Below are 22,980 nucleotides of genomic sequence, written 5' to 3'. Positions count from 1 at the left end.
CATGGACTACGTGATCGGGGTCGATATCGGAACCCAGAGCACCAAGGCGCTGCTGGTGGATGCCCACGGCACGCTCATCGCCCAGCACAGCCAGGGGTATCGCGTGGATACCCCGAAAGTGCGCTGGGCCGAGCAATGGCCGCAGGTCTGGTTGGTGGCGGTCGAGGCGTGCGTGGCGCAGTGCATGGTCAAGGCCGGTGTGGAGCAGGCGCAGGTAAAAGCGCTGTGCATCAGCAGCCTGTATGGCGGTTCCGGGATTGCGGTGGATGCGCAGATCACCCCGCTGCACCCGTGCCTGATCTGGATGGACCGGCGCGCTGGCGAGCAGGTGCAGTGGGTGCGCGAGCATATGGACCTGGAGCGGCTGTTCGCGATCACCGGGAATTCGGTGGACAGTTACTACGGCTTCACCAAGATGCTCTGGCTCAAGCAGTATCGGCCTGAGGTGTGGGCCAAAACGCACTATTTGCTGCCGCCCAACAGCTACATCAACTGGTGCCTGACCGGCGCGCTGGCGGTGGACCACAGCAGCGCCGGCAATATCGGCGGTGTCTATGATGTGGCTGCGCGCAATTGGTCGGGCGAGATGCTCGATGCGCTGGGCATCGCGCAATCGATGATGCCGGAACGGTTGGTGTATTCCGGTGAAGTGGTGGGCGGTCTGCTTGAAGACTGGGCCGACCGCCTGGGCTTGCAGGCAGGCACGCCGGTGCTCGCCGGTGGCGTGGATGCGGCCATGGCGACCCTGGCCGCAGGCGTCACCCAACCGGGCAACCATGTGGCGATGATCGGCACCAGCATGTGCTGGGGCTACCTCAACCAGCAGGTCGACGCGCACCACGGGTTGGTGAGCATGCCTCACGTCTATAACGGCCATCGCGACCTGTACATCTTCGGCGGCGCGATCACCGCCGGGGCGTCGGTCAGCTGGTTTCGCGAGCAGTTCTGCCAGGCCGAGGAGCAACAGGCCCAGGCCACCGGCCAGGACAGCCTGGCGCTGCTGGAACAGGGCGCGATGGCGATCCCGGCTGGCAGCGAGGGCCTGCTGTTCCTGCCGTACCTGATGGGGGAGCGCAGCCCGGTATGGGATGACCGCGCCAGTGGCAGTTTTGTCGGGTTGAACCTGTATCACACGCGCCTGCACCTGTACCGCGCCGTGCTCGAAGGGGTGAGTTTTGCCCTGCGCCACAACATCGAAGCCGGCACCCAGGGCGCGCATTCCCTGGACCCGCGTTTGATCGTGGTGGGCGGTGCGAGCCATTCGGATCTGTGGATGCAAATCATCGCGGATGTGACGCGCTACCCGGTGTACACCCTTGTCCAGGAAGTCGAAGCAGCGCTCGGGGCCGCGTTGTTGGCGGCGCATACGGTGGGGATGGTCAGTGATGGGCAGATGGACAAGGGCTGGGTGCAGTTGACGCTGCGCGCACAGCCCAAGCGCGAGAACGTCTCGATCTACGACCAGGCGTTTTCCGAATATCTGAAACTTTACCCGGCCCTGAAACCGATCATGCACAACCTGCAAGCCACCTGAGCCAACACCGCCCAAAAATGTGGGAGGGGGCTTGCCCCCGATGGCGGTGGGTCAGTCACAGTTGCATGGGCTGACACGTCCTCATCGGGAGCAAGCCCCCTCCCACAGGGGTTCTTCATTATTTTGGGAATTCATTTATGCAGGCCAGTTTTGACTTCACCCGTCACCGTATCCTCGTCACCGGCGCCAGCAGTGGCATCGGTCGCGAGATCGCCCGGCAGCTCATCCTCAGCGGCGCTGAAGTATTCGCCCTGGGCCGCGATGCTCAAGCCCTGGCCGAATTAGGCTGCCATACCCTGAGCCTGGATATCGCCGACAGCGCGGCCCTCGATAAAGCACTGCAAGACTTGCCGCCCCTGCACGGTCTGGTCAACTGCGCAGGCATTTCACGCCTGGAGCCCGCCGTTTCCATCAGCGCTGCGGCCTTCGACCAGGTGATGAACGTCAACGCACGCGCCGCTGCGCAGGTGGCCAGCCGTGTCGCGGCGAGGATGATCGAGGCGAATATCGCCGGCAGTATCGTCAACGTATCGAGCCAGGCCTCGCTGGTGGCCCTGGATGATCACCTCGGCTACTGCGCCTCCAAGGCCGCGCTGGATGCGATCACCCGCGTGCAGTGCGCTGAATGGGGCCGCTTCGGCATTCGCGTCAACAGCGTCAACCCCACCGTCACGCTCACGCCGATGGCGACCATGGCCTGGTCGGATCCGGCCAAGCGCGATCCGGCGCTGGCTGCGATTCCCCTCGGCCGTTTTGCGCAAACCGTGGAAGTGGCGTTGCCCGTGCTGTTCCTGCTCAGCGATGCCGCCAGTATGATCAGCGGCGTGAGCCTGCCCATCGATGGCGGCTATACCAGCCGCTAGCCGTTCTCCAGCTGCCCGGCGATAACCACCTTGTCCCGTGGTTTGTGCGGGTCTTGCAGGCGATCGAGCAGCAGGCGCACCGCGCTGCTGCCAGCCAGTGAAGCGTCGTGGGCCACACAGGCGATGGGCACACCGAAAATGTCGGCGAAGGGCAGGCGGTCGATGCCGCAGATGGTCAGGCTGTCATGGGCGATGTTGTGCATGCGCAACGCGCGCAGGGCGCCGAGGGTGATCAACTGGTTGAAACCCATGATCGCGTCCGGCGCCGAGTGCGCGGCGAGGTAGTCGAGGGTGTGCAGGTAAGCCGGCATCAACGTGTAGTCCCCGGCCTGCACTTCGACCTGCACCTGGGGATGTCCGGCGAGCACTTCGCGCAGGCCCTTGAGGCGTTCCACGGTGATGCGCGAGTGCTCGGGGCCGGTCAGCACCAGCAGGCGCTCAAGGTTCGGGGTTTGGCGCAACAGGTACTGCGCGGCCTGGATGCCGCTGTGGTAGTTGTCGAGCACCACGCGGCTGAATGGGCTGTCATGCAGCGTGCGGTCAAGCAGCACCACCGGTGTCTTGCCGTTGCCCAGGCGCTCGAGATAGTCGGGCTGGTAGCTCGGCTCATCGGAGACCGGCGACAGGATGATCCCTGCCACGCGATACCCCAGCAGGGTATCGACGGCCTTGCTTTCCAGTTCTTCCAGCTCATCGGTGTCCACCAGCATGATGGTGTAGCCGTGTTTTTTCGCTTCGCGGGAAATCGCCTTGATCATCTCGCTGTAGAACGGGTTGTCTACCGACGCGGTGATCACACCGATGATCAGGCTTTCACTGCGCTTGAGCCCGCGCGCGAAGGCGTTGGGCACGTAGTCGAGCTCGCGCGCCACTTCCAGAATGCGCGCCAGGGTGGCGGGTTTGACCAGGTCAGGTTTGCTCAGCGCCCGGGACACGGTGATGGTGGTCATGCCCACCCGTTTGGCGATGTCGCTGATGGTGACGGACTTTTTCTTGTTCATCGGTAAGGCTGCGAGAGGAAACATCCGCAGGCTAGCATGCGCGCAGGGGCAGGGTGCTTCAAATCAGCGGATCCCAGCGTTGCGACCAATCACCTTCGGCCTTGACCACCTCGCGCAACAGCGTCAATGCCTGCTGCAGCACCGCCGAGTCCCGTGCCCGCGAGTACACCAGGTAAGTCGGGAAACTGAACTCCGGCGCCTTGGCCACGCGCTGCATCACGCCGCTGTCCAGGTAACTCTGCACCACCCGCGTGCGGAAGTACCCGGCGCCGCCGTTCTCGAGGATGTACTGCAACGCCAGCGGCCCCAGGTTGAAACTCACCGCCGCGCGCGCCCGGTCGGGCAGGGCGGCGTCGTGCTGCTGGCGAAAGCCTGGGCCCCAATCGATATACACGTAGGGCTCGGGCTTGCTCGCCAGTTGCACCAGGATCAGTTTTTCTTCCAGCACCTGCTCCACCTGCAAGCCCGGCCAGTACTGCGGCTGGAACACCAGCGCGGCGTCGAGCACCCCCAGTTCCAACTGGCGCAACAGGTACTCGCCTTCACGCACTTCAGTGCGCAACGCGTGCCCCGGTATCCGCTCGCGCAGCGCCTTGGCCCAGCCGAGCATCAACGGGTTGCACAGGCTGACTTCGCCACCGATATGCAGCACATTGCGATAGCCATCGGGCAACGGCAGGTCACGGCGTGCCGCTTCCCAGGTTTGCAGCAGCTGGTTGGCGTACACCACGAAGGCCTCGCCATCCGCGGTCAGCCTGGCCCCGGCGCGATTGCGCACGAACAGCGTACTGCCCAGCTGGTTTTCCAGGTTTTTCACCCGTGCGGTAATGGCGGTCTGGGTGACGTGCAATTTCTCCGCCGCCGCGGCCAGGCTGCCGCAGCGGGTGATTTCGAGGAAGGTGCGTGCCAGTTCGATGTCCATGAAGCCCCCCGGGAATGAATGGAGGGCATTGTAGTGGAATGCGGTCAAAACTGTGGGAGGGGGCTTGCTCCCGATGGCGGTGGGTCAGTGACAGATGAGTTGGCTGAACCACTGCTATCGGGGGCAAGCCCCCTCCCACATTTGGATCTAGGGTGTTTGGGTGATCGGGGCTTGCAGGTGTTGGGTGGGGAATGCCTTGGCGTAGGCGTGGCACACCCTCAACACCTGCTCATCGGCAAACCGCGCGCCCACCACGTGCAACCCCACCGGCAGCCCATTCGCCGCCAGCCCGCACGGCACCGACGCGGCCGGTTGCTGGGTGAGGTTGAAGGGGTAGGTGAACGGCGTCCACTGCGTCCATTCCTCCAGGCCCGAACCCGGCGGGACGGTATGCCCGGCCTCGAACGCGATGATCGGCATCATCGGTGACACCAGCACGTCGTAGTGCTCATGGAACGCCGCCATCCGCGCGACCAACGCCGCACGGGCTTCCAGGGCCGCATTGAAATCATCCAGGCTCAAGCGTTCGCCCCGTTGCGCAATGCGCAGCAAACCGGGATCCAGCAGCTGCTTCTGCGCGTCGCTCATGCTGCGAGTCAAGCGCGCGGCGCCGGCGGCCCACAAGGTGCTGAAGACTTCCAACGGGTCGCTGAAACCGGGGTCGATCTGTTCGACATGGGCGCCCAACTGCACCAGGCCATCGACCGCTGCTGCGACCACGCTGGCCACCTGCGGGTCCACACCCACGTAACCAAAGGTGGGGCTGTAGGCAACGCGCAATCCCTTCAGGTCGTTACCTGGCGTCAGCCACGGCGTGGTCCTTGGCGCACCGATCAGCCCGTCCCGCACGTCCGGCTGCGCCACGGCCTGCAGCATCAGTACGCTGTCTTCCACGTTGCGCGTCATCGGGCCCAGGTGCGACAGGATCGTCATCGAGCTCGCCGGCCATTGCGGCACATAACCGAAGGTCGGCTTGATGCCAAAGGTGCCGGTGAACGCACAGGGAATCCGGATCGAGCCGCCCGCGTCGCTGCCCTGGTGCAGCACGCCGAGGTTCAGCGCCGCCGCCGCCCCGGCGCCACCGGACGACCCGCCCGCCGTGGTGCGGGTGTCCCAGGGGTTGCGCGTGATGCCGTACAGCGGGTTGTCGGTGACGCCTTTCCAGCCGAACTCCGGGGTGGTGGTCTTGCCCAGCAGCACCGCGCCGGCCTTGCGCATGAAGGCGGTGAAGGGTGCATCGACGTCCCACGGCCCTTCGGCGGACGTGGTGCGCGAACCCTTGCGGGTGGGCATGCCCATCGTCAAGGTCAAGTCCTTGATCGAGGCCGGCACGCCATCCAGCGCGCCGCAGGGCTGGCCTTTGAGCCAGCGTTGCTCGGCGGCGCGTGCCGCATTCAACGCACCTTCCGGGTCCACATGGCAGTAGGCATTCACCTGCGGGTTATAGCGCTCGATACGCAACAGCGCGTCCTCGGTGACCTCCACCGGCGACAAGGTCCTGTCGCGAAAATGCTGCAGCAGTTGCACCGCCGTCAGTTGGCCGATCTCGCTCATGGCTGGGCTCCCTGTGCGGCATTGACCATGGCGCGCAGCAGCACCGCGCAACCCGCCGCCAGGTCATCCGGCGCGGCGTTTTCGATTTCGTTGTGGCTGATGCCGCCTTCACACGGCACAAAGATCATGCCGGCCGGGCCCAGTTCGGCGACGAAGATCGCGTCGTGCCCGGCGCCACTGACGATATCCATATGGCTCAAGCCCAAGGCCTTCGCGCCGTCGCGCACGGCGTTCACGCAGGTGGGGTTGAAGTCCAGAGGCGGGAAGTCGGCGGTGGGGGTCAGTTCGAACGTCAAGCCGTGCCGGGCGGCGCTGGCTTCGATCACGCCGCGCACTTCGTCGACCATGGCGTGCAACTTGTCCGCATGCAGGTGGCGCAGGTCGAGGGTCATGTGCACCTGGCCGGGAATCACATTGCGTGAGCCGGGGTGCAGGCTCAGGCACCCGACGGTGCCGCAGGCGTGAGGCTGCTGCTGATGGGCGATGCGGTTGACCGCGCTGACCACCTCGGCGGCGCCCACCAGGGCGTCCTTGCGCAGGTGCATCGGCGTCGGCCCGGCATGGGCTTCGACGCCGGTAAGGGTCAGGTCGAACCATTTCTGGCCCAGGCAACCCATCACCACGCCGATGGTGGTGGCCTGGTCCTCCAGCACCGGGCCCTGTTCGATATGCGCCTCGAAATACGCGCCCACCGGATGGCCCAGCACAGGGCGGGAGCCGGCATAACCGATGCGTTGCAATTCTGCGCCCACCGACAGGCCATGTTCGTCCTGTTTGTCGAGGGTGTCCTGCAGGTCGAACTTACCGGCGAATACCCCGGAGCCCATCATGCACGGCGGGAAGCGCGAGCCTTCTTCGTTGGTCCACACCACCACTTCGATGGGGGCTTCGGTTTCGATCTGCAGGTCGTTCAGGGTGCGGATCACTTCCAGGCCGGCCATCACCCCGTAGCAGCCATCGAACTTGCCGCCGGTGGGCTGGGTGTCGATGTGGCTGCCGGTCATCACCGGGGGCAGGGCGGAATTGCGCCCGGCGCGGCGGGCAAAGATATTGCCGATGGCGTCCACAGTCACGCTGCAGCCGGCGGCCTCGCACCACTGCACGAACAGGTCACGGGCCTGGCGGTCCAGGTCGGTCAGGGCCAGGCGGCACACGCCGCCTTTGGCCGTGGCGCCAAGCCGGGCCAGGTCCATCAAGGATTGCCACAGGCGGTCGCGATCGATCAGCGGGGCGTTGCTGGTTAGCGGTTGCGCAAAGCTGTTCATGGGCATTCTCCGGTCAGGCACTCAGGGCCAGGTAGCGATTCTTGATGGTCGGGTCGGCGCGAAAATCTGCGGCGCTGCCTTCGTACACCACGCGACCCTGTTCGAGTACGTAATGGCGGTCGGCAAGCTTGTCGCAGACCATCAGGTTCTGTTCCACCAGCAGCACGGGCAGGCCGTCGTCCTTGACCTTGCGCAGGATCTTCACCAGTTCGTCGACGATCACCGGGGCCAGGCCTTCGGTAGGTTCATCGAGGATCAGCAGCTTGGGGTCGTTAAGCAGCGCGCGGGCAATGGCGAGCATCTGTTGCTCGCCGCCGGAGAGTGCATGGCCGGCGTTCTTGCGCCGTTCCCTGAGGCGCGGGAACATGCCGTACACATCCTCCAGCTGCCAGCGGCTGGTCTTGCGGGCGGCGATGCGCAGGTTTTCCTCGACGCTGAGCAGGCGGAAAATCCCACGGTTCTCCGGCACCAGCGCCAGGCCCTGGCGCGCGATTTGAAAAATCTTCTGGCCCACCAGCGCCTGCCCGTTGAAGTGAATCTGGCCCTGGCGCGGGCAGATGATGCCCAGGATGCTGCGCAAGGTCGTGGTCTTGCCGGCGCCGTTGCGCCCGAGCAGCGTCACCAGTTCGCCGGGGTTGACGGTCAATGACACGCCTTCGAGCACGTGGCTCTTGTCGTAGTAGGAATGGATATTCTCGACGATCAGCATCAGGCGGCCTCCCCAAGATAAGCACTGCGCACACGTTCATCGGCGCGCACGAATTCCGGCGTGCCTTCCACGAGGATCTGCCCGTGGCTCATCACGGTAATGCGTTGGCTGATGGACATGACGATGCTCATGTTGTGTTCGATCAGCAGCACTGTGTGGTCGCGGCCGAGGTCGCTGATAAGTTGGGTCATGATCGGAATGTCATCGATGCCCATGCCGGAGGTGGGCTCATCGAGCATCAACAGTTTGGGCCTGGAGCAGATCGACATGCCCACTTCCAGCACCCGCTGCTGGCCGTGGGACAACTCGCCAGCCAGGGTATCGGCGCGGGCGGTGAGTTGCAGGCGCTCGAGCACCTGGTCGGCCATCTCCAGGTGTTCGCGCTTGCTGTCCACGCGGCGCAAGAAGTTCAGGGCGCGCGCACCGTCACGGCCCTGGGCGGCCAGGCGCAGGTTTTCGCGCACGCTGAGGTTCTGGAACAGGCTGGTGAGCTGGAACGAGCGCGCCATGCCCAGGCCGACGCGGGCGTGGGCGGGTTTGCGCATCAGGTTCCTGCCGTCGAAGTGGATCGCACCGGCAGTGGCCTGGCGCTCACCGGTGAGGCAGTGGAACAGGCTGGTCTTGCCCGCGCCGTTGGGGCCGATGATGGTGTGGATGGTGCCGGCCTCGACCTTGAGGTTGACGCCATTGACTGCATGGAACGCGCCGTAGGCCAGTTCCAGGTCTTGGGTTTGCAGCAGGATGCTCATAGCACGTCCTCCTTGGTGACGACGCTGGGCTTGCGACTGGCGCGTACTTTTTCGTACAGCGCGGCCAACCCGCCCCACAGACCGCCGCGCATGAAGATCACCACCAAGATCAGAATCACCCCCAGCAGCATCAGCCAGCGCGGCCACAGGTCCGACAGGAAATCCCCCAGCAGTACGATGGAACCGGCACCCAGCAACGAGCCGAACAGCGAGCCGGTGCCGCCGACGATGGTCATGATCAGGATGTTCTCGGACATCGCCAGGTCGATGTTCGACAGCGGCACAAAGTGCAGCAGCATCGCGTACAACGCCCCGGCGATGCCGGTGACCGCGCCCGACAACACAAACACCAGGATCTTGAAATGCCGCGTGTCGTAGCCGATGGCCGAGGCGCGGGTTTCGTTTTCGCGGATCGCCATCAAGGTGCTGCCGAACGGCGAGGCGATCACCCGGCGCGCGCCGATAAAAATCAGTAGGAACAGCACGGCGACAAAGCCGTAGAAGGCGCGGGCGTCGGCCAGCGACAGCAGCACCGTGTCACCGATACGAATCTCCGGGCGCGGCACGCTGAGCAGGCCGTTGTCGCCGCCGGTCCAGTCGCTCAGGGTGTAGGCGACAAAGTAAGCCATCTGGCTGAAGGCCAGGGTGAGCATCACGAAGTAGATGCCGGTGCGGCGGATCGCCAGGGCACCTACCAGCAACGCCAGGAAACCGCCAACGACGGCGGCACCGAGCAACGCCGTGAACAGGCCCCATTGCAGGTGGATCATCAGCAACGCCGCGCAATACGCACCGGCACCAAAGAAAATGCCTTGGCCGAACGACAACAGCCCGGTGTAGCCCAGCAACAGGTTGCAGGCCAGGGCGGCCATGGCAAAGATCAGGATTTCGCTGGCCAGGGTGGCCGAGGGCAAAACCAACGGCAGGCCGATCAGCACCGCCACGACCCACAGCAACATGGCGCGCGATTGCGTCTTGGCAAACGGCAGGGGATTTTTCTCGCTCATGTCAGGCTCTCCCGAACAGGCCGTAGGGGCGTACCAGAATCACCACGGCCATCGCGCCGTAGATCATCAGGCTCGCACCCTGGGGCCAAAGTGTGGTCATCAGGCTTTGCACCACGCCCACCAGCAAACCGCCGACCAGCGCGCCGCTGAACGAACCCATGCCGCCGATCACCACCACCACGAAGGCGATGCCGAGAATCTCCGGGCCCACGAACGGCTGCGCACCGCGCAACGGCGCGAACAGCACACCGGCCATGCCGGCCAGGCCAACGCCGAGGGCGAAGGTCATGGAGAACAAACGGAAGATATTGGTGCCCAGCAGCGATACGGTTTCGGTGCTCTCACTGCCGGCGCGTACCAGCGCGCCGAAGCGCGTGCGTTCCAGCAGCAGCCACAGGCCCAGGCCCACCACCGCAGAAAACACGATGAGGAAAAGGCGGTAGTAGGGGTAGACGAAATCGCCCAACACCAGCACGCCGCGCAGCAGTTCCGGCACCGCGACGCTCTTGCCCACCGGGCCCCAGATCATCACACTGGCTTCCTGGATGATCAACGCGATGCCCAGCGTTACCAGAATCTGGAACATGTGCGGCAAGTGATAGATGCGCTGGATCAGCAGGCGCTCGATCACCCACGCCAGCGCAGCCACCACCAGCGGCGCGATCAGCAGCGCCAGCCAGAAGCTACCGGTGAGGCTGACAGCGGTGTAGCAGATATAGGCGCCCAGCAGGAAGAACGCGCCATGGGCGAAATTGACGAAGTTGAGCAGCCCGAAAATGATCGTCAGCCCGACCGCGATCAGGAAGTAGATCATTCCCAACCCGAGGCCGTTGAGTATCTGGAACAGGTAAAGATTAAGCATGCGCAAGCCCTCAGCAGGAAGCCGGTGCGATAGTCAGAAACTCAGGCGAGCGTGCAGCCCGTGGCTTCCACCGGCGGGAAGGACTGGCCGGCGCTGAGCACCTTGGCCAGGTCGTCCTTGTCGGTCATATCGGCGGCGGCCTTGCCGATCAGCAGGTAGTAGTCCTTGATCACCTGATGGTCGCCGGCGCGGATCGATTCCTTGCCGGTCGGGCCTTCATAACTCAGGCCCTGCAGGGCCTTGGCCACGGTCGGCCCGTCGAAGCTGCCGGTGGCGACGATGGTCTCGAGCATCACCTTGGTGCTGATGTAGTCGGCGGCGAGCGGGTAGGTGGGGTTGATGCCATATTTGGCCTGGGTCAGCTTGACCAACTCGCGGTTGAGCGGCGTATCGACCTGGTGCCAGTACTGCGCGCCGAGGTACACGCCTTCGAGAATGTCGCTGCCCAGTTCCTGGAACTGGTCGAGGCCGGCGGACCACACCAGCAGCACCTTCATGCGTTCCTTGATGCCGAAATTTACCGCCTGGCGCAGGGTGTTGGATGACTGGCTGCCAAAGTTGAGCAGCACCAGTACATCGGGCCTGGTGGAGATGGCGTTGGTCAGGTAGCCGGAGAATTCCTGCTCCTGCAAGGAGTGGTAGCTGTTGCCGACGTGTTCCAGGCCATGTTCCTTGAGTACGTTTTTCGCGCCTTCGAGCAAGGCTTCACCGAACACGTATTGCGGGGTGATGGTGTACCAGCGCTTGGCGTCCGGCAGCAGCTTGATCAGCGGCAGCATGGTTTCGCGGATGGCGCCGTAGGTGGGCACCGACCAGCGAAACGTGGCTTTGTTGCAGTCCTTGCCGGTGACTTCGTCGGCGCCCACCGGGGTCATGAACACGCCGCCGACCTTGTCGACTTCCTTGGCCACTGCCAGGGCCGACGAGGACAGCGTGCAGCCCTGGAAGAACCGCGCGCCGTCCTGCTGGATCGCTTCCTGCACCTTGCGCACCGCCTTGCCGGCATTGCCCTCGGTGTCGATGACCTTGTAGTTCAACGGGCGGCCGAGTACTTGCGGGTGCTGCTCCACCGCCAGGCGCGAACCCATGTCGGCAAACTTGCCATAGCTGGCAAAGGCGCCAGACATGGACTTGAGGCCGTAAAAGGTAAAGGGCTCGGCGGCGAATGCCGCACGCACGCTCAGCGGGAGGCTGAGGGCGGAGGCGAAGGTGAGACTGGCTTTCAATAACGTACGACGCTGCATGGGGTGACTCCCTGGTTTAGTTATTGGCAGGAGCGGCAAGGGCGATACGGTGAAGCAAGGGCCTGTGGGCAGGCGTTTTTTATTGAGGTGAGGCGGGTCTATCGATTGGAATGCAAATCCCAATGTGGGAGGGGGCTTGCTCCCGATGACTGAGTGTCAGGCACTGCATCAGGTGGCTGATCCACCGCTATCGGGAGCAAGCCCCCTCCCACATTGGATTTGTGGTGTTTGGGTTAAGAGTGATCGAACTCCAGCAGGAAGTGCGGACTGACCTGGCCTTCCAGCGCGGTCATGTGGTGTTCGGCATCGCACATGTGTTCATGCATCAAGCTGCGCACCGCGCTTTCATCCCCGGCACGAAAGGCGATCAGCAATTGCTTGTGGTAGTCGAGGTTGGCCGCATCGAACTGTTTGCGCTTGGGCTTGTAGGCTTTTTTCAGCACCACCAGGTCGCGCAGCAGGTCGTTGAGGAACTGCGCCATGAAACCGAGCAGCGGGTTGGGGCAGGCCTTGGCCAGCAGGTTGTGAAATTCCAGTTCCGCCAGACGCTGTTCGCGCTGGCCGGCTTCGCTGTCTTCGGGGGCGCTGCAAAAGTCCACGTTGTCCTGCAAGGCCTGGTAGTCGCTCTCGCTCAAGCGCCCGAGCACCGACAGCGCCAGCTCCACCTCGATGACCTTGCGCAGTTGATACACCTGCTCGCCGTCCAGGTGCTGGAAGTGCAGGTAGTTGCGCAGTGCGCGGCTGGCGGGTTCGGTGCCGGCCTGGTTCAGGTAGGCGCCGCCACTGGGGCCGGTGCGCGTGCTCACCAGGCCTTCGACTTCCAGCGCCTTGAGCGCTTCGCGGGCCGAGCCCTTGGAGCACTGGAAGCTTTCCATCAGCTCACGTTCGGTGGGCAGGCGGTCGCCGGGCTTCAAGGCGTCGGTGACGATGGAGCGCTTGACCGACTCGACGATCACATCGGACAGCTTCTGGCGCTTGCGGCGTAGCGGACGACTCAGCATGGTTTCGATTTATCGTATTAATGCGGATAAATAGCACTTAATAACGATCGGGCCGCAGCGTCAACGCAGGGTGTCGTTTCTGGCATCAACAGGTCGTAAACGTCAGGGTCAGTCCCAGCCGCCACGGTCCAGGCAGCGTGTGTGCGTCGGTGGCTGTTTGCCGTAAGCCAGAAAATCACCAAGCCAGCGGCTGACACAGCCGTCACCGCTGGCCTGGGCGGGTTCCTTGAGCAGCAGCAGCTCGACGCCGGAAGCCACAGGTTCCCCGCGCCCGGCGTTGACCAGCACCATGCGCGCGATGCGTTCGGGAAACAGCGTGCCATAGCGGTTGCCCAGTCGCGCCGCGTCGGCATTGCCGACGTAGTTGAGTTGGGCCTCGCCCAATTGCACACGGACATACTCTATATCCCGCGCCGCCTGTTCGACGGCGGCGGCCTGTTGCAGGTCGCGGGGGCTCAGTTCGATCACGTCGTAGCGGTCGACTAACGTGCGGTAAGCCTGGGTGGCATAAGACTCCCAGCGGCTGACGAGATGCAGGGCAAAGGTGGCGTTTTTAGCTGCACGCGGGTCGCCGGACTGGATAAACACCACGCCCTCACGGTTGAGCGGGTCGCGTGCGCCGACGCGTGTCACCCTCAGGCGCAGGCGGCCGCGGCTGGGTGCAGCATGGTCGCGGGGCACCGTCACCTGGCCGCATTGGGTGCGCGCGAGGACTTCGGGGTCGAGCCGTTCAAACGCCGGGAAGGGGCAATCCAGTAACCAGTCAATGGCGGTGGGCGTGATCAAGGGGTCGGCCAAGGCCAGGTGGGCGATCAGCCAGGCGCCAAGGCAAACCAGGCATTTTCCAACAACGCAGGGTTTCATTAAAAGGTCCTGGACGAGCCGTGTGAAGGCGGCTTTTTTACCAAGGACCTTGGGTCTAATAATGTAAGGCGATTAAACGGTTTGTGTACGAAACTGGAGTTTCGTTTATCAGATGTCGCTACTCCAGCCACCGCCCAGCGCTTTATACAACGCGATGCTGGCCTGCAAGCGCGACAGTCGCAGTTGCACGTTCAAGTCCTGGGCCGCGTACAAGGTGCGCTGGGTTTCCAGCACCGTGAGCAAATCCTCGGCACCGGCCTGGTAACGGCTTTCTGCGATCTGGAACGCGGTCTGTGCCTGTTGCAACTCCTCGGCTTGCCATTGGCGTTGCTGGTCCAGCCGGGTGATGCTGCTGAGGGCTTTTTCCACGTCGGCAAAGCCGTTGATGATCGCCCCTCGGTAGGTGTGCAGCAGCTCATCCTGGCGCGCACGGGCCTTGTCGCGTTCCGCGCTTAAACGACCGTTGTTGAAGATCGGGGCCACCAGGCCCGAGGTCAGGGTGTAGAACGGGCTGCGCAGGATGTCGTCGGCTTTGTACGCGCCCGAACCCAGGGTCGCGCCCAGGGTGACGGCAGGCAACATCGCCGCACGGGCCACGCGCACATCGGCGCTCGCCGCCGCCAGCTGTGCCTCGGCCTGGGCCAGGTCGGGGCGCCGGCTCAATAACTGGCTCGGCACGCCGGGCCCGATGCTTGGCCAAGTCAGTGCCTGGAACGCCTCGTTGCCCAGCGCCAGCGCCTGCACGGGCTGGCCGAGCAACGCGGCAAGGGTGATCCGCGAATCTTCGGTCAACTGCTCGATCAGCGGCAGTTGCCGTTGCTGGCTGGCCACCAGGCTTTTCTGTTGCGCCAGCTCCAGGGCCGTGGCGGAACCGGCGTCGTAGCGGGTTTGCACCAGCTTCAGCACATTGCGCGCGTTCGCCAGGTTCAGCTCGGCGATCTGCACGCGCTGGCGCGCGGCCAGGGTTTGCGCGTAGCGGTCGGCCACGTTGCTGAGCAGGGTCAGCTCGACGTTGGCCTGGTCGAACTGGCTGGCCTGCAGGCTCTGCAGTGCACTGTCCCGTGCGGCGGCGCGGCCGCCCCAGAAGTCGAGTTCGTAGCTGGCCGTGAGGTTGGCGTCATAGCTGCTGACGGTTCTGTTGCTCTCGGTGGCGTTCAGGTCCGAGTTGCCGCTGCCGCGCAGCAGCTTTTCACGGCTGGCGGTGAGGTTGAACTTGACCTCGGGCAGCAGCGGCGCGCCGGCAATCACCGCCGTTGCCTGCGCCTGGCGCACGCGGGCCATGGCGGCGGCAACGTCGAAACTGTCACGGCGCGCCTGGTCGATCAGGCGGTTGAGCGAGGGGCTGCCAAATTGTGTCCACCAGCGCTGGTTGGTGGCTTGGCTGGCCGCGCGCTCGGCGTATTGCCAGGCGGCGGGCGGCGCGATGCCGCTGTCGACGGCGGGCGCATTACCCGCACAGGCATTGAGCAACAGGCACAGGCTGAGCAGCGCCAGCGGCGGTGCGAGGGGTCGTTTATTCACTGGTCAACGCCTTAACCGGATCGAGCCGGGCAGCTTTACGGGCCGGCATAAAGCCGAATACGACACCGGTGACCAGCGCGCAGCCAAAGGCGCCGAGCACCGCCATCAGGGAAAACTGCACCGCCACCTCGGCCAGTACCAGCACGCCGCCCACCAGCAAGGCCAGGGCAATACCCAACAGCCCGCCGACCACCGAGAGCATCACCGCCTCGGTGAGAAACTGGCGCAGGATGTCGCGCTGACGGGCACCGGTGGCCATGCGGATGCCGATTTCGCGGGTACGTTCACGCACGGTCATCAGCATGATGTTCATCACGCCGATGCCGCCCACCAACAGGGAAATCGCCGCAATCGAACCGAGCATCAACGACAGTGTGTTGGCCGTGCGCGCCTCGGCCTGGATCATCGCGGCGTTGTTGGTCAGGTGATAATCGTCCTTGCCCTGGTGCAGGCGCTTGAGCAACTGATCGATGGCCTGCTCGGCGGCGTTCACCCGGGTGGCGTCGGCGGCGGCAATCACCACGTATTCCGGGTTATAGCTGCCGAACAGGCGGATGCTGGCGGCGGAGTAGGGGATGGCAATGCGGTCATCACTGTCTTTGTTGCCCGAGCTGGAGCCTTTTTCCTGGAGCACGCCCACCACCTGGAATGGCACGTTTTCGATCAGGATGTACTGGCCGATGGGGTTGACCCGGCCTTTGAACAGCTTGTCACGCACCCTTGCGCCGATCACCGCGACGGTGGCGGCGTTGCGTTCGTCGGCTTCGGTAAAGTAGCTGCCCTCGACCACCGGCCAGTTGAAGATGCTCGGAAACTGGGTGTCGTTGCCGCCGACATAGGCGATGTAGTCGATGTTGCCGAAACGTACGCCGGCTTCGGCGCCGTTGACCGGCATGATCCGTTTCACCTGGGGCAGGGTGGCCAGGGCGGCCACATCCTGGGGGGTGATGATGCCCAGGGGCGTACGCGGGTTGGGTGACGAACCACTGACATACAGGATGTTCGAGCCGAACGCGCCCATCTGCGCCATGACCTGGCGCTTGCTGCCTTCACCCACGGCCAGCATGACCACCACCGAGGCCACGCCAATAATGATTCCGAGCAGGGTCAGCGCGGTGCGAAAACGGTTGATCCACATCACGCGCCACGCCGCTTGCAATGCGTCGAGCAGTTCGGCCTTCCAGGCGCCGTTGTGTTCGGCGCCGTCGACCAGGCGCTGACGCAGGTCCACGGCTTGCAGCGCAGTGCTGTCCGCTTCGGCAGGCACGCAGGCCTGGGCGCCGGCCGAGTCGCTGATGATCAGGCCGTCGCGAATCTCGATGATGCGGTTGGCCCGTGCGGCCACTTCGCGGTCATGGGTGATCAGGATGACCACATGGCCCTGGCTCGCCAGTTCGTCGAGCAGGCTCATCACTTCGGCGCCGCTGTGGCTGTCGAGGGCGCCGGTGGGTTCGTCGGCGAGGATGATATGCCCGCCGTTCATCAGCGCCCGTGCGATGGACACCCGCTGCTGCTGGCCGCCGGAGAGCTGGTGCGGACGGTTGCCGGTGCGGTCGGCCAGGCCCAGGCGGGTGAGCAGGGCGGTGGCGCGGGCGTGCCGTTCGCTGGCACTGATGCCGGCATAGATCGCCGGCATCTCGACGTTTTCCTGGGCCGATGCCGACGGGATCAAGTGGTAGCCCTGGAACACGAAACCGAAGGCTTCGCGGCGCAGCCAGGCCAGTTCGTCGCTGCCCAGGTGGGCAACGTTTTCACCGGCGAACAGGTAGTCACCGTCGCTCGGGCGGTCGAGGCACCCGAGGATATTCATCAATGTGGACTTGCCGGAGCCGGACGCGCCGACGATGGCGACGAACTCCCCGGCATGGATCGCCAGGTCGATGCCACGCAGCACGTCGACCTGCGGGCTGTCGCCGCCGCCGTAGGATTTGCGGATGTGCTTGAGTTCGATCAGGGGCGTGGTCAATTCAACCCCCGCTGCTGTCGGCCGGGCCGATCAACAGGTGATCGCCTTCGCTGAGGCCATCCAGCACCTGGACGCGCAGGCGGTCGCTGACACCCAGGCGCACCGTGCGCTGCTCGATGCTGCCGTTCTTCGCCACCACGCGGGCGATTTGCGTATCCGCGTTGGGCGTGCCTTGCAGCGCAGCGACTGGCACGGTGAGGGCGTCCTTGACCTGGTTTGCGACGAAAAACACTTGGGTGGTCATTTCCGCCATCAGCGCGTTATCGGCGTTGTCCACGTCCAGCAGCACCGTGTACAGCACCACGCGGCCACTGCCGCTTTTGCTGGCGCTGCTCGGGCTGCCGCTGCCCTGGGTTTCGTTCAAGGGTTTGGGTGGAATCGGCAGGATCTGGCGCACGGTGCTGGTCCAACGCCGGCTGCCGCCGCTCAAGGTGGTGAAGTAAGCGCTCATACCGGGTTTGACGTGGCCGATATCCGCCTCGGAGACTTCGGCCCATACGGTCATCGGCGACAACCTGGCGATGCGCAGGATCAGCGGAGTTTGTTGTTGCGCGTTGAGCGTCTGGCCGACCCGCGCATCCACCGCGACCACGGTACCGGCCATCGGCGCATAGATACGCGTGTAACCCAGTTCCGCTTCGTCGCTGCGCAGGCTGGCCCGCGCCTGGCGGATCTGCGCCTGGAACATCTCGACCCGCGCCTGGGTCGCGCTCAGTTCGGCCTTGGCGGTTTGTACATCCTCTTCGCGCGTGGCGTTGCCGGCGCTCAAGCGTTGCTGGCGCTGGTACTTCTGGCGCGCCAATGCATGCTGGGCCTGCTGCTCCTGCAACTGCGCCTCAAGGTTTTCGATGGCGTAGCGGCTGGCATCGAGCTTGGCCTTTTGCGTCGAGGGGTCGATCTCTACCAGCAATTGGCCCTCCTTGACCTGGTCGCCGGCTTCGACGTGGATCTTCTGGATCTGCCCGGAAGCCTGGGCGCCCACATCCACATAACGCCGCGGTTGCAGGGTACCCAGGGCCGTGACGCTGTTTTCGATATCGCCACGGGTGACGGTGACGGTGGCCAGGGTGTCGCGACCCGGCGCCAGGCCTTGCCAGGTGGCAAACGCAACGATGGGAATCAGGCACGCCACCACAAGCAGGGCGCGTCGGGCAGGTCGAGGGCGTTTCATGCGTAGGTTCCAGCCAGGAAAGATCGGGGCGCAGTCGCGCAGAGCTGACAGTTAAACGAAGAAAATGTCGCAGGATTTAGGCGGTTACACGCGCGGTTACAGCTCGCGCGGCGAAAAAAATCGGCCGTTGATGCGAGACTTCTTTAAAAGTAGATGAGAATTACTATAAATTGCACCTACTCAAACTGCCATCATCGATGGGCCTGTTCCTACCCGAACTGGCATCGTTAGCACCACGGCCATGGGGCCAGGAGTCATGTTGGAAAACTACTATCGTGAGCTGGTGTGTTTCCTCAACGCCAAGCTGGGCAACCGTCAGGTGGCCGAGGATGTGGTGCATGACGCGTATGTGCGGGTGCTGGAGCGTTCCAGTGACACCCCGATCGAACAGCCGCGCGCGTTCCTGTATCGCACCGCGTTGAATCTGGTGATCGACGGCCATCGGCGCAACGCCCTGCGCCAGGTCGAGCCGCTGGAGGTGCTGGACAGCGAAGAACGCTTCGCCCCGTGTTCACCCCACGCCAGCCACGACCAGGGCCAGCGCCTGGAGCTGCTCGAGCGCGCCCTGGCCGAGTTGCCGGCGGCCTGTCGCGACAGTTTCCTGCTGCGCAAACTCGACGGCCTGTCCCATCTGCAAATCGCCGAGCGGCTGAGCATTTCCCGCAGCCTGGTGGAAAAGCACATCGTCAATGCCATGAAGCACTGCCGGTCACGCATGCGTGAGTGGGAAGCCCACTGAAGCGGCATTAGTTAAATTTTATTTCACTGTCCTCGTTTCCTATCAACACACGGCCTGTTGTGCAGGCCATGAAGGTATTCCCGCCCCAACCGCCAAGGGGCTTATCCAGAGGACACTGGAATGACACAGGCAATTGCTTCGCCCGCGGTTCACGACCTGATCGGTATCGGCTTCGGCCCATCGAACCTGGCGCTGGCCATCGCCCTGCAGGAGCGTGAAAAGGCCCAGGGCAAACTGGACGTGCTGTTCCTCGACAAACAAGCCGACTACCGCTGGCATGGCAATACCCTGGTGACCCAGAGCGAACTGCAGATTTCCTTCCTCAAGGACCTGGTGACCCTGCGCAATCCCACCAGCCCGTATTCCTTCGTCAATTACCTGAAGGCCCACGAGCGCCTGGTGGACTTTATCAACCTGGGCACGTTCTACCCGTGCCGCATGGAGTACAACGACTACCTGCGCTGGGTCGCCGGGCAATTCCAGGCCCAGGCCCGCTATGGCGAAGAAGTGCTGGCCATCGAGCCGATCCTGCACCAGCAGCAGGTGGAAGCGCTGCGCGTGATTTCCCGCGATGCGCTGGGCGAGCAGCATGTGCGCACCACACGCTCGGTGGTGGTCAGCGCGGGTGGTACGCCGCGTATTCCCGAGGCGTTCAAGGCGCTCAAGGGCGACAGCCGGGTGTTCCACCATTCCCAGTACCTGGAGCGCATGGCCGGCCAGCCCTGTGTCGACGGCAAGCCGATGCGCATCGCGGTGATCGGCGGTGGTCAGAGCGCCGCCGAAGCCTTTATCGACCTCAACGACAGCTTCCCCTCGGTGCAGGTTGACCTGATCCTGCGCGGCTCGGCGCTCAAACCCGCCGATGACAGCCCGTTCGTCAATGAAGTGTTCTCGCCGGCCTTTACCGACCTGGTATTCCAGCAAGTCGGTGCCGAACGTGAGCGCCTGGTCGCCGAGTACCAGAATACCAACTACTCGGTGGTGGACCTGGACCTGATCGAACGCATCTACGGCATCTTCTATCGCCAGAAAGTCTCCGGTATCGCGCGCCAGGCGTTTCGCACCATGACCGTGGTCGAAAAGGCCACCCCCGGTCCGCTCGGCATCGAACTGACGTTGCGCAACAACGCTACCGGCGAAACCTGCGTGAATCACTACGACGCGGTAATCCTCGCCACCGGTTACGAACGCCAGATGCACCGCGAACTGCTCGCGCCGCTGCACGCCTACATGGGCGACTTCGAAGTGGCCCGCGACTACCGTATCGTCACCGATGAGCGCTGCAAGGCGGGTATCTATATCCAGGGGTTCAGCCAGGCCAGCCATGGCTTGAGCGATACCTTGCTGTCGGTGCTGCCGATTCGCGCCGATGAAATTGCCGCGTCGTTGTATGCCAATGACCGCAGCCGTGATTCAGCGCGTTCGGTACAGGATCTGTTGTTGGCAACGGCGAGCTGACAGGCTGCACTTGTGACAGGGGGTAGCTGCTGATACTGTACAAAAAACCAGTATCGGTAGCTCTCCATGCAGTTGATCGAAAAGCTCAGCATCCTCGCCGACGCCGCCAAGTACGACGCGTCATGCGCCAGCAGTGGCGCACCCAAGCGCAGCTCCGAAGGCAAGGCGGGGCTGGGGTCCACCGATGGCATGGGCATTTGCCACAGCTATACGCCCGACGGGCGTTGCGTGTCGCTGCTCAAGGTATTGCTCACCAATTTCTGTCTCTACGACTGCCAGTATTGCGTCAACCGCCGTTCCAGCGATGTGCCCCGTGCGCGGTTCAGCCCGGAAGAGGTGGTCACCCTGACCCTGGACTTCTACAAGCGCAATTGCGTCAGCGGCCTGTTTCTCAGTTCCGGCATCATCCGTTCGGCCGACTACACCATGGAACAGTTGGTGCGGGTCGCCAGGCTGTTGCGCGAGGAGCACGACTTTCGCGGCTATATCCACCTCAAGACCATTCCCGAAGCCGACCCGGCGCTGATCGCCGAGGCCGGGCGTTATGCCGACCGCCTGAGCGTGAATATCGAACTGCCCACCGATGCGAGCCTGCAAACCCTGGCGCCGGAAAAGCAGATCGTCTCGATCAAGCAGGCCATGCAGACCATCTACACCGGTGAGCAGACCGTGCTCAACGAACCCCGCGCGCCGCGCTTCGCCCCGGCCGGGCAGAGCACGCAGATGATCGTCGGCGCCGACGACACCGACGACAGCACCATCCTGCACGGTGCCGAAGCCCTGTATGGCAATTACAAGCTGCGCCGTGTGTATTACTCGGCATTCAGCCCCATCCCCAACAGCCCTAAAAGCGTGCCTTTGGCCGCGCCGCCGCTGATGCGCGAGCATCGTTTGTACCAGGCCGATTTCCTGTTGCGCAGCTACGGTTTCAGCGCCAACGAGCTGTTCGAAGGCCCCGGCCACCTGGCCCTGGATATCGACCCCAAGCTGGCCTGGGCCCTGGAACATCGCGAGGTGTTCCCCCTGGACCTGAACCGCGCCGAACCTACCTTGATCGCGCGCATCCCCGGCATTGGCCTGCGCACCACCCAGCGCCTGGTCGACCTGCGCCGCGAACGCAAGATCCGCTTCGAAGACCTGGCGCGCATGCGCTGCGTGCTGGCCAAGGCCAAGCCGTTTTTCATCACCAGCGATTACCACCCCCAACAAGCGGACACCACCAGCGTTTTGCTGCGCGAGCAGCTGCGCGATCGCCCGCAACCGCAACAAATGGGGTTGTGGGGATGATCAGCCTGGAATGCGACAACCTGTTCAGCACCTGGCGCGAACAGGCGCGCTGGCTGCTCAGCCATCAGGTCGACCCCAGCCAGGTGAGTTGGGGCGAAGCCGAGGTGGCGGATCTGTTTGCCACCGACGAGCCGATTCCGCCTGGGCCTGGCCCGTTCCAGGCGCGCATCCCCAAGGCGTTGCTGCACCTGCTGGAGTCGGCCGCCTGCTACCACGGCGACCAGCGCTGGAGTTTGCTGTACGAGGTGTTGTGGAGGGTCAGCCATGGCGATCGCACCGCGATGCTGGCCGGTGACAAGCTGGGCAGCGAGTTGCAGCGGCGCATCAAGCAGGTCAGCCGTGAAGCCCACCACTTGCACGCATTTGTGCGGTTTATCGCCTTGCCGCCGGAGGCTGGGCCGCAGCTGCCGGAGTACGTGGCCTGGCACGAACCGGCCCACGATATTCTGCAAAGCGCCAGCCAGCATTTTGTCGGGCGCATGGGCCGGCATCGCTGGATGATCGCAACACCCCTGGACGGGGTGTATTACGACGGCGAGCAATTGATTCACCAACGCCAGTGCCCCGAGGCTTGGCAGCAACTGGCGCAGAATGTCGAGGATCCGCACAGCGCCATGTGGTTGACCTACTACAGCCACATCTTCAACCCGGCGCGATTGAACCCCAAGGTGATGGAAGGGCATTTGCCGAGCCGGTTCTGGAAGAACCTGCCGGAGGGCAAGTTGATTCCGGGGCTTATCAGCGAGGCGCGTACGGGCAAGCAGAAAGATGGGCAGGCTAAGCTGGTTGGTGCCAAGCCGGGCAAACGAATTGCGGGCGGGCATGGTTAAAAAATGTCGGAGGGGCTTGCCCCCGATGGCCATAGGTATCTTCACAATTTTGTAGCAGCATACGGTAACCACGATGCGAAGCGAGCCGCTCTTGATCTTGCTCTTGATCTAGGCACACCGAGCCTGGGCGAGGTGCCGAGTGGTGGGGCAAGAGCCCTTTTGGTTACTTTTGGGGCTCTTTTCCAAAAGTGACCCGCCGTAAGGGCGGAACCCTAAGCCGCCGTTACCGCAGCAACGGATATGTACTCGCTCTGATCCAACATCCTGGCCGGCTGTCAGGCCGCCATCGGGGGCAAGCCCCCTCCCACATTAGGTCGCGGGGCATCAGTTAGAGAGGCTTCGACTCCTGAGCCCCGCGCCAAAAGTGTGTGGATATCCATGCCCCGACAGCGGTGGATCAGCCAGCTTATCTGTAGCTGACCCACCGTAATCG

20 protein-coding genes are annotated in these 22,980 nt (G+C 63.8%); 6 read left to right on the top strand and 14 right to left on the bottom strand.

Annotated elements, in window-relative coordinates:
- Position 1: 1 nt before the first annotated feature.
- Positions 2 to 1,534 carry an FGGY-family carbohydrate kinase gene (locus tag C4J90_RS16760; protein WP_124420370.1) on the top strand — a complete coding sequence of 511 codons (1,533 nt, stop codon included), beginning with the start codon at positions 2 to 4 and terminating at the stop codon, positions 1,532 to 1,534.
- Between the two features lie 137 nt (positions 1,535 to 1,671).
- Complete coding sequence (locus C4J90_RS16755) at positions 1,672 to 2,397, top strand: SDR family oxidoreductase (RefSeq protein ID WP_124420369.1); 726 nt, start codon at positions 1,672 to 1,674, stop codon at positions 2,395 to 2,397.
- Here the strand turns inward: C4J90_RS16755 and C4J90_RS16750 are convergent.
- The 14 genes from C4J90_RS16750 to C4J90_RS16685 all read right to left on the bottom strand — a co-directional run bounded on the left by C4J90_RS16750 (position 2,394) and on the right by C4J90_RS16685 (position 18,233).
- Positions 2,394 to 3,398, bottom strand: coding sequence for a LacI family DNA-binding transcriptional regulator (locus C4J90_RS16750; protein WP_124420368.1), 1,005 nt, complete (start codon positions 3,396 to 3,398; stop codon positions 2,394 to 2,396). The two genes, C4J90_RS16755 and C4J90_RS16750, sit on opposite strands and share 4 nt — an antisense overlap.
- Positions 3,399 to 3,456: 58 nt before the next feature.
- Complete coding sequence (locus C4J90_RS16745) at positions 3,457 to 4,320, bottom strand: LysR family transcriptional regulator (protein ID WP_124367546.1); 864 nt, start codon at positions 4,318 to 4,320, stop codon at positions 3,457 to 3,459.
- Between the two features lie 147 nt (positions 4,321 to 4,467).
- Positions 4,468 to 5,874: an amidase gene (locus C4J90_RS16740; RefSeq protein ID WP_124420367.1), complete on the bottom strand. Its 1,407-nt coding sequence runs from the start codon at positions 5,872 to 5,874 to the stop codon at positions 4,468 to 4,470.
- Positions 5,871 to 7,139 carry a Zn-dependent hydrolase gene (locus C4J90_RS16735; protein WP_124415075.1) on the bottom strand — a complete coding sequence of 423 codons (1,269 nt, stop codon included), beginning with the start codon at positions 7,137 to 7,139 and terminating at the stop codon, positions 5,871 to 5,873. Before C4J90_RS16735 ends, C4J90_RS16740 begins: the two co-directional genes overlap by 4 nt.
- A gap of 13 nt (positions 7,140 to 7,152) precedes the next feature.
- Positions 7,153 to 7,848: an ABC transporter ATP-binding protein gene (locus C4J90_RS16730; protein ID WP_124363438.1), complete on the bottom strand. Its 696-nt coding sequence runs from the start codon at positions 7,846 to 7,848 to the stop codon at positions 7,153 to 7,155.
- Positions 7,848 to 8,597: an ABC transporter ATP-binding protein gene (locus C4J90_RS16725; protein ID WP_124420366.1), complete on the bottom strand. Its 750-nt coding sequence runs from the start codon at positions 8,595 to 8,597 to the stop codon at positions 7,848 to 7,850. Before C4J90_RS16725 ends, C4J90_RS16730 begins: the two co-directional genes overlap by 1 nt.
- A complete protein-coding gene (locus tag C4J90_RS16720; RefSeq protein ID WP_124415073.1) occupies positions 8,594 to 9,604 on the bottom strand; it encodes a branched-chain amino acid ABC transporter permease in 1,011 nt (336 codons plus the stop codon). Before C4J90_RS16720 ends, C4J90_RS16725 begins: the two co-directional genes overlap by 4 nt.
- 1 nt (position 9,605) lies before the next feature.
- Complete coding sequence (locus C4J90_RS16715) at positions 9,606 to 10,466, bottom strand: branched-chain amino acid ABC transporter permease (protein WP_124420365.1); 861 nt, start codon at positions 10,464 to 10,466, stop codon at positions 9,606 to 9,608.
- A 41-nt stretch (positions 10,467 to 10,507) separates the two neighbouring features.
- Positions 10,508 to 11,710 carry an ABC transporter substrate-binding protein gene (locus tag C4J90_RS16710; protein WP_124420364.1) on the bottom strand — a complete coding sequence of 401 codons (1,203 nt, stop codon included), beginning with the start codon at positions 11,708 to 11,710 and terminating at the stop codon, positions 10,508 to 10,510.
- A 233-nt stretch (positions 11,711 to 11,943) separates the two neighbouring features.
- The gene (locus tag C4J90_RS16705) at positions 11,944 to 12,711 is read right to left on the bottom strand and encodes a FadR/GntR family transcriptional regulator (protein WP_124367538.1); all 768 of its coding nucleotides are present in this window, start codon (positions 12,709 to 12,711) and stop codon (positions 11,944 to 11,946) included.
- 108 nt (positions 12,712 to 12,819) lie between these two features.
- The gene (locus tag C4J90_RS16700; RefSeq protein WP_124415069.1) at positions 12,820 to 13,575 is read right to left on the bottom strand and encodes an alpha/beta hydrolase; all 756 of its coding nucleotides are present in this window, start codon (positions 13,573 to 13,575) and stop codon (positions 12,820 to 12,822) included.
- A gap of 108 nt (positions 13,576 to 13,683) precedes the next feature.
- On the bottom strand, positions 13,684 to 15,096 hold the full coding sequence (locus tag C4J90_RS16695) for an efflux transporter outer membrane subunit (protein ID WP_124420363.1): 1,413 nt from the start codon (positions 15,094 to 15,096) through the stop codon (positions 13,684 to 13,686).
- Complete coding sequence (locus C4J90_RS16690) at positions 15,089 to 17,062, bottom strand: MacB family efflux pump subunit (RefSeq protein ID WP_124415067.1); 1,974 nt, start codon at positions 17,060 to 17,062, stop codon at positions 15,089 to 15,091. Before C4J90_RS16690 ends, C4J90_RS16695 begins: the two co-directional genes overlap by 8 nt.
- 1 nt (position 17,063) lies before the next feature.
- Positions 17,064 to 18,233 carry an efflux RND transporter periplasmic adaptor subunit gene (locus C4J90_RS16685; protein ID WP_124420362.1) on the bottom strand — a complete coding sequence of 390 codons (1,170 nt, stop codon included), beginning with the start codon at positions 18,231 to 18,233 and terminating at the stop codon, positions 17,064 to 17,066.
- 256 nt (positions 18,234 to 18,489) lie between these two features.
- Here C4J90_RS16685 and C4J90_RS16680 point away from each other — a divergent pair, with 256 nt between their 5' ends.
- From C4J90_RS16680 to C4J90_RS16665, 4 genes are all read left to right on the top strand, one after another.
- On the top strand, positions 18,490 to 18,972 hold the full coding sequence (locus C4J90_RS16680; protein ID WP_124363428.1) for a sigma-70 family RNA polymerase sigma factor: 483 nt from the start codon (positions 18,490 to 18,492) through the stop codon (positions 18,970 to 18,972).
- Between the two features lie 120 nt (positions 18,973 to 19,092).
- Positions 19,093 to 20,430, top strand: coding sequence for a lysine N(6)-hydroxylase/L-ornithine N(5)-oxygenase family protein (locus C4J90_RS16675; RefSeq protein WP_124420361.1), 1,338 nt, complete (start codon positions 19,093 to 19,095; stop codon positions 20,428 to 20,430).
- Positions 20,431 to 20,496: 66 nt separating this feature from the next.
- Entirely contained in the window at positions 20,497 to 21,717 is a 1,221-nt protein-coding gene (locus C4J90_RS16670) for a putative DNA modification/repair radical SAM protein (RefSeq protein WP_124371175.1), read from the top strand.
- Positions 21,714 to 22,547: a TIGR03915 family putative DNA repair protein gene (locus C4J90_RS16665; protein WP_124420360.1), complete on the top strand. Its 834-nt coding sequence runs from the start codon at positions 21,714 to 21,716 to the stop codon at positions 22,545 to 22,547. The genes C4J90_RS16670 and C4J90_RS16665 overlap by 4 nt, the downstream gene beginning before the upstream one ends.
- Positions 22,548 to 22,980: the final 433 nt, after the last annotated feature.

This window comes from Pseudomonas sp. R2-60-08W, assembly GCF_003852335.1.
Lineage (GTDB): Bacteria > Pseudomonadota > Gammaproteobacteria > Pseudomonadales > Pseudomonadaceae > Aquipseudomonas.
Note: the sequence above shows the minus strand (reverse complement) of the source record. Positions and strands in the feature narration are given on the sequence as shown.